We start from the raw sequence: 6,270 nt of genomic DNA on the forward strand, positions 1-6,270 counted from the left end.
TCCCTAGCTACTGGTTGCGCATCCGGTCCTGCATCACGGCCTGCTGAAGCGCGCGCAGCGCGCGCACGCCCTGGCTCGGCAGGGTGTAGCGCTGCAGCCGGTCGCGCGCGATCTCGGTCTGCAGCGCGGCGGGGGGGACGAGGGCCGCGCGCGCACCCGGCTCGTCATTGCGGCGCAGCGCCTGCAACACCGCCCAGAGCGCGTCCACCACCTGCTGCGCGGTCGCCTCCGAGGCGAACCCGGCAGCCGCGCGCACGACAGGCCGCGCCTCGCGCATCAGTCGGCCCGGCCACTGGTCGGCGAGGCGACCGGCGGCGGCCTCCACCGTCGCGATCTCGTAGAGCATCAGTGCGTAGGCCGCGTTGGCGGGCTGATCCGCGAGCTGGTCGGGCCGCGCGACCAGCATGTGGTGCGCCGTCTCGCTGGCCTGGGCGAGCGCCTCGCCAGTGCCCGGCAGCGCGCCGGGAGGGATCTGCACGGTCTCCACGGGTCCTCCGTCACAGGCGGCGAGAGCGATGGCGCCGAGCAGGATGATCCGGCGTGCGATCATTCCGCGGCGCGCGAGAGTGCGAGCGCGCGGTACTCGCGGCGATACTCGGCGGCGAGCCCGGCATAGTGCGGCGCGGTGTGCTCGAAGAAGCGGTCGCCCGGCTTGTCGAGCCTGCGCATGAACTGCGCCGGCGCGCCGGCCCAGAGCTCGCCCGCTGGGATCACCTTGCCGGGGGTCAGCACGGCGCCTGCGGCGAGCATGCCGCCCTCCTCGATCACCGCGCCGTCGAGCACGATCGCGCCCATGCCGACGAAGGCGCGGTCCTTGAGCGTGCAGGCGTGGATGATCGCCATGTGACCCACGGTGACGTCGTCGCCGATGAGGCAAGGGAACTTCTCGCGGTTCACGTGGATCAGCGTGCAGTCCTGGATGTTGGTGCGCGCGCCGATGCGCACGATGTTGACGTCGCCGCGGATCACGCAGTGGAACCAGATGCCAGTTCCTTCACCGATCTGGACGTCGCCGATCACCGCCGCGGTGGGGGCGATCCAGGCGGTCTCGTGGATCGCCGGGGTGGTGCCGCGGAAGGGAAAGATCGGGCCCTGCATGACGGTCTCCTGAGCGGCGAGGCACGACGGGGTTGCTCGGACGCGCCTCGAACGATCGCGTCATCCTAGCGGGAACGACGCGACGTGTCGCCGCGGGTTGCCGGCACCGGCGGTCAGGTGAGACGAACGACATCCGCGATCGCCGCCAGCAGGCCGGCGATGTCGTCCTCGGTCGTGACCAGGCTCACGCAGCCCTGCAACTGCGTCGTCATCAGATAGCCGCGATTGAGCAGCGCCAGCGAGGCGATCTCCTCCCAGCTGCGGTCGGCGTGCACCGAGTCGCGGTAACTGCGGATCGGCTGCTCGAGTGCCGTGATCTTGAACAGCGAGCCGGCGCCGGTGACCTGCAACGGCAGCCCGTCGCAGAGGCGCCGCAGCGCCTCGCGTGTCCGCTCGCCCTGCTCGGCCATCGCCGCGAACGCCGGCTCGTCGAGCGCCTGCATGGTCGCGAGCCCGGCCGCCATGGTCATCGGATTGGCATTGAAGGTGCCGGCATGGGTAACCCGCCCGGACGTCCAGGGCCGGCTCGATTCGAGGATGTCGGCGCGCCCGATCACCGCACCGACCGGGAAGCCGCCGCCGATGATCTTGCCGAGCGTGGTCAGGTCGGGCCGCACGGCGAGCAGGCCCTGCGCGCCGCGATAGCCGACCCGGAACGCGATCACCTCGTCGAACACCAGCACGATGCCGTACCGCCGGCAGAGTGCGGCGAGCCCGCTGACGAAGGCGGGCTCGGGCAGGATCAGCCCCATCCGGTTGGCCATTGGCTCCAGGATCACGGCGGCAAGCTCGCCCGCGTGGCGCTCGATCAGCGCGCCGGCGGCGGCGAGATCGTTGTAGGGCAGCACCAAGGCGCGGCCGAGCGGCGACGGAAGCCCAGCGGATTCGGGTGCCGCCGATGGCTGGCTGGACGGCCCGAGCGCCGCCGCCGCCGCGCCGACCGACCACGAGACGTCGTCGTAGCTGCCGTGATAGCTGCCCTCGAACTTCGCCACCACCGGCCGGCCGGTGAAGCCGCGCGCGAGGCGCAGCGCCAGCATCACCGCCTCGCTGCCGGAATTGGTGAAGCGCACGCGTCCGCCGCCCTCGGGCCAGAGCCGATCCAGCAGCAGCCGGCCGAGCGCGATCTCGCCGCGGCCGGGCGCGAAGAACGCGGTGCCGCGGCCGAGCTGCGAAGCGGCGGCCTGCATCACGGTCGGGTGGCAGTGGCCGAGCGGCAGCGAGGTCGCGTTGAACCAGAAATCGACGATCGTGCGGCCGTCGGCGTCGGCCATCCTGCTGCCCGTACCGCTCTCGATGAAGGGCGCGTAAGGACGGCGCAGCACGGCATCGCGGGTGAACCCGCCGGGGAAGACGGTCTCGGCCTCTGCGTGCAGCGCGGCGGATCGGGGCGTCAGCGCGCGGTATTCCGCCTCGATCTCGTCCTTGCGGCGCTTGAGTGGCGCGTAGAAGTCGTTGGTGCGGTCACGCAGTTCGGCGGTCGCGCTCATGGTGGTGATCTCCCGTTCCTGGAGGAGCGCCGTCAGGGATCGGCGAAGTGGCATGCGGCGGCGCGTCCGTCGCCGGCATCGGCAAGTTCGGGCTCGCTGGTGCGGCAGATCGGCTGCGCGCGCGGGCAGCGGGTGTGGAAGCGGCAGCCGGAGGGCGGCGCGGCGGGGCTCGGCACGTCGCCGGTCAGCACGATCCGCCTGCGCCCAGCCCCCGGCCGTGGCACCGGCACCGCCGAGAGCAGCGCCTGGGTGTAGGGATGGCGCGGGCGCGCGAACAGGCTGCGCTTCGGCGCGATCTCGACGATCCGGCCGAGATACATGACTGCGACCCGGTCGGAGATGTGGCGCACCACCGAGAGGTCATGCGCGACGAACAGATAGGCGAGGCCGAAATCGCGCTGGAGGTCGCGCAGCAGGTTGATGATCTGCGCCTGCACCGAGACGTCGAGCGCGGAGACGGGCTCATCGCACACCACGAAGCGCGGCTCGAGTGCGAGCGCGCGCGCGATCGCGATGCGCTGGCGCTGCCCGCCCGAGAACTCGTGCGGGAAACGGCCCGCATGCGCCGCCGCCAGCCCGACGCGCTCCAGCAGCGCGCGCGCCCGAAGCCCCTGCTCCGCCGCCGGCACACCGGCGATCTGCATCGGCTCGGACAGGATCTCCTCGACGCGCATGCGCGGGTTCAGCGAGCCATACGGGTCCTGCGCGATGATCTGGAACTGGGGCCTGAGCGGCCTGAGCGCGCGCTGCCCGAGCGGCGCGATGTCCGTGCCGTCGAACCGGATCGACCCGGCAGTCGGATCGAGCAGCCGCACCAGCAGCCGCCCTGTGGTGGACTTGCCGCAACCGCTCTCACCCACCAGGCCGAGCGTCTCGCCGCGCGCGATCGCGAAGCTGACCCCGTCCACCGCGCGCACGGCGCCGCGCGGACGGAGTCCGAGCAGGCCGCGGCGGAGCGGGAAGTGCTTGGTCAGCCCCTCGACCTGCAGGAGCGGCACAGTCATCGCGCCAGCTCCGCCGTCTCGGGCAGTCGATAGCCGATATGGGCGATGCAGGCAGCATCGTGTTCCGGATCAAGGTGGAGGAGCGGCGGATCGATCGTGCGGCAGGGCGGGCGGACGGCGGCGCAGCGTGGCGCGAAGCGGCAGCCCTTCGGCATCGCGTACGGGCTCGGCACCGTGCCCTCGATCGCGCGCAGCCGTTCGAGATCGTCCTCCATCGGCGGAATGCTCGCGAGCAGACCCTCGGTGTAGGGATGCAGCGGGCGATCGAACAGCGGCCCGACCGCGGCCTGCTCGACGATCCGTCCCGCATACATCACGATCGCGCGGCGGGCGAACTCGGCCACCACGCCAAGGTCGTGCGTGATCAGCATGATCGCGGTACCGAATTCCTGCTGCAGCGTCGCCAGCAGTTCGAGAATCTGCGCCTGCACCGTGACGTCGAGCGCCGTTGTCGGCTCGTCGCAGATCAGCAGTCGTGGCTGGCAGGCAAGCGCCATCGCGATCATCACCCGCTGGCGCATCCCACCCGAGAGCTCGTGCGGGTAGCTCGCCAGCCGCGCGCGCGCCATCGGGATGCCGACCGTGTCGAGCAGCTCGCCCGCACGGTCGAGCGCGGCGCGGCGCGGCATCGCGCGATGGCGCATCAGCGGCTCGGCGATCTGCTCGCCCACCGTGAACACCGGATTGAGCGAGGTCATCGGCTCCTGGAACACCATGCCGACCTCCGCGCCGCGCACGTCGCGGATCGCCTCGTCGGAGAGGGTTAGCAGGTCGCGGCCTGCCAGACGGATCTCGCCCGAGAGCGTGCGCGCGCCGCGCCCGGCAAGTCGCAGGATCGCCAGTGCCGTGACGCTCTTGCCGCAGCCCGACTCGCCGACGATGCCGAGCGTCTCGCCCTCGGCCACCTCGAAGCTCACCCCGTCCACCGCGACCACGCGCCCGCGCCGTGTGTCGAACGCGACCCTGAGATCGCGCACCGACAGCAGCGGCTCCGGCGAGGGCGTGGAGGCGCTCATGCGTCAGGCTTCGTCGACGAAGGGAAAGATCCGGTCCGTCGGCACAAGGCGGAACGGCAGCGTGGTCAGATCGGCCGGGCCCCAGTCCGGCGTGTCGACAATCAGGATCTCCTCGGCGAGCGGTTCGTACACCGCGCGGAAGTGCGTCTTCGAGCGCAGCACGATCACGCCGAAATCCGACGCCTTCATGCCGAACTGGAGGAAGCAGTCCTCGTCGATCGCGGTCTTCTGGGTCGAGGTGACCCAGACCACGACGTCGCCCGTATCGACCACGCCGGTCGGGCCGAGATCGACGTGGTTGCCGCGTCCCATCGGACCGCTGGTGCGATAGGTCTTGCCGTCGGCGAACAGCACCTTGCCTTCGAGCGTCACCGGCCCGCCGGCGCGATCGGACGAACGCCCGCCGACAGCGACCTTGACCGTCGCACCCGCGCCGGCGCGGACGATCTCCTCAGCCCCCTGCGGATCCCAGAGATAGGGCACGGCGACGCGCACGCCGTTGGTGCGGCCGAGGATCGCGCGCAGCACATGCGTCGAGTCGTTCATCCGATCGGCGTGTTCGAGGATCACCATCGGCTTCGTCGCGGAGCGCGCCTTCTCGAGCGCGAGCGACACGCCCTCCTCGAGCCCGTGCACGAGCTCGCGATGCATCAGCGCGTGGCATGCAGCCTTGATCCGGTCGCAAAGCGCGGTCGCAGCCTGCCGCGCGAGCGCCTCGTCGCCGTCGGCGACCGCGAGCACCGAGAAGCCGCAGTTCGGCACGTCGGCATAGGAGAAGCCGGCAAACACCGAGACATCGAGCCACCGCGGCGAGCCCTTGGCCATGCGGATTGACTCGGCGACGATCCCGGAGAGCGGCGCGAGGCCGGTGGCGCTGAAGATGCTCGGCACCATCACGCCGGGCTTCAGCAGGACCGCCACGGGGCGGATCTCGCCCCGCAGCATGCGCACCAGGCAGGTCGCAGCGCGCTCGCCGGTCTCGCCCATGTCGACATGCGGCGAGTAGTGGTAGCCGAACACGGCATCCGCGACCTGAAGCAGCGTCGCGTCGATGTTGGCGTGGTAGTCGAGCGCCACCACCAGCGGCACCTTGCGGCCGATCACGGCACGCACGCGCTCGGCGAGCTCCCGGTCGGGGTCGAGCCGCGTCGGCGTCGCCATCGCGCCGTGCAGGTTGAGCAGCACGCCGTCGAGCGTGCCGGCAGCCGTGAGCCCGGCGCAGATCCGGTCGGAGTAATGCACGAAGGCGTCGTCCGCTGCCGGTCCGGCCGCTCCTCCCTCGGCGCGCAGGATCGGCGCGATCTCCATCCCCTCACGCTCGCAGACATCGATGAAGCCGCCGGGCACGGTGTTGGTGCCGCGGTAGCGCTCGACCAGCGCAGCACCCGCGACCTCGGTCCTGCGGAAATCCTCGATCGTCGTCTCGATCGGCAGGAAACTCACGGATTCCAGGCTGAGCCCGGCGATCGCGATGCGCATCGATGTTCTTCCCTAGGTCTTCTTCGCGGTGGCGGCGGTGAGGTCGCGGGGGTCGAGCGCGTCGCGCAGCGCATCACCCACCTTGTTGAATGCGAGCACGGCGAGAGTGAGCGCGATGCCGGGCAGGATCGCCAGCTGCGGCGCCTCCAGCACGTCCGCCACCCCGTCGCGGATCAGGTTGCC

6 protein-coding genes are annotated in these 6,270 nt (G+C 71.2%); all 6 read right to left on the minus strand.

The window, feature by feature from the left end; genetic code table 11:
• Window positions 1–7 precede the first annotated feature (7 nt).
• Window positions 8–550: a hypothetical protein gene (locus tag ACTIFU_RS08535; RefSeq protein ID WP_439577878.1), complete on the minus strand. Its 543-nt coding sequence runs from the start codon at window positions 548–550 to the stop codon at window positions 8–10.
• On the minus strand, window positions 547–1,098 hold the full coding sequence (locus tag ACTIFU_RS08540) for a gamma carbonic anhydrase family protein (RefSeq protein ID WP_439577879.1): 552 nt from the start codon (window positions 1,096–1,098) through the stop codon (window positions 547–549). The genes ACTIFU_RS08535 and ACTIFU_RS08540 overlap by 4 nt, the downstream gene beginning before the upstream one ends.
• Before the next feature lie 113 nt (window positions 1,099–1,211).
• A complete protein-coding gene (locus tag ACTIFU_RS08545) occupies window positions 1,212–2,588 on the minus strand; it encodes an aspartate aminotransferase family protein (protein ID WP_439577880.1) in 1,377 nt (458 codons plus the stop codon).
• A 32-nt stretch (window positions 2,589–2,620) separates the two neighbouring features.
• The gene (locus ACTIFU_RS08550) at window positions 2,621–3,592 is read right to left on the minus strand and encodes an ABC transporter ATP-binding protein (RefSeq protein ID WP_439577881.1); all 972 of its coding nucleotides are present in this window, start codon (window positions 3,590–3,592) and stop codon (window positions 2,621–2,623) included.
• Complete coding sequence (locus tag ACTIFU_RS08555; RefSeq protein WP_439577882.1) at window positions 3,589–4,608, minus strand: ABC transporter ATP-binding protein; 1,020 nt, start codon at window positions 4,606–4,608, stop codon at window positions 3,589–3,591. The genes ACTIFU_RS08550 and ACTIFU_RS08555 overlap by 4 nt, the downstream gene beginning before the upstream one ends.
• Window positions 4,609–4,611: 3 nt before the next feature.
• Window positions 4,612–6,087 carry a M81 family metallopeptidase gene (locus ACTIFU_RS08560; protein ID WP_439577883.1) on the minus strand — a complete coding sequence of 492 codons (1,476 nt, stop codon included), beginning with the start codon at window positions 6,085–6,087 and terminating at the stop codon, window positions 4,612–4,614.
• Between the last annotated feature and the right edge of the window lie 183 nt (window positions 6,088–6,270).

The organism is Elioraea sp. (genome assembly GCF_051860475.1).
Classification (GTDB): domain Bacteria; phylum Pseudomonadota; class Alphaproteobacteria; order Acetobacterales; family Acetobacteraceae; genus Elioraea.

What these genes read in the sequence shown, in the direction of transcription:
- ACTIFU_RS08535 (WP_439577878.1), bottom strand. Translation starts at nt 550, where the DNA reads ATGATCGCACGCCGGATCATCCTGCTCGGCGCCATCGCTCTCGCCGCC.
- ACTIFU_RS08540 (WP_439577879.1), bottom strand. Translation starts at nt 1,098, where the DNA reads ATGCAGGGCCCGATCTTTCCCTTCCGCGGCACCACCCCGGCGATCCAC.
- ACTIFU_RS08545 (WP_439577880.1), bottom strand. Translation starts at nt 2,588, where the DNA reads ATGAGCGCGACCGCCGAACTGCGTGACCGCACCAACGACTTCTACGCG.
- ACTIFU_RS08550 (WP_439577881.1), bottom strand. Translation starts at nt 3,592, where the DNA reads ATGACTGTGCCGCTCCTGCAGGTCGAGGGGCTGACCAAGCACTTCCCG.
- ACTIFU_RS08555 (WP_439577882.1), bottom strand. Translation starts at nt 4,608, where the DNA reads ATGAGCGCCTCCACGCCCTCGCCGGAGCCGCTGCTGTCGGTGCGCGAT.
- ACTIFU_RS08560 (WP_439577883.1), bottom strand. Translation starts at nt 6,087, where the DNA reads ATGCGCATCGCGATCGCCGGGCTCAGCCTGGAATCCGTGAGTTTCCTG.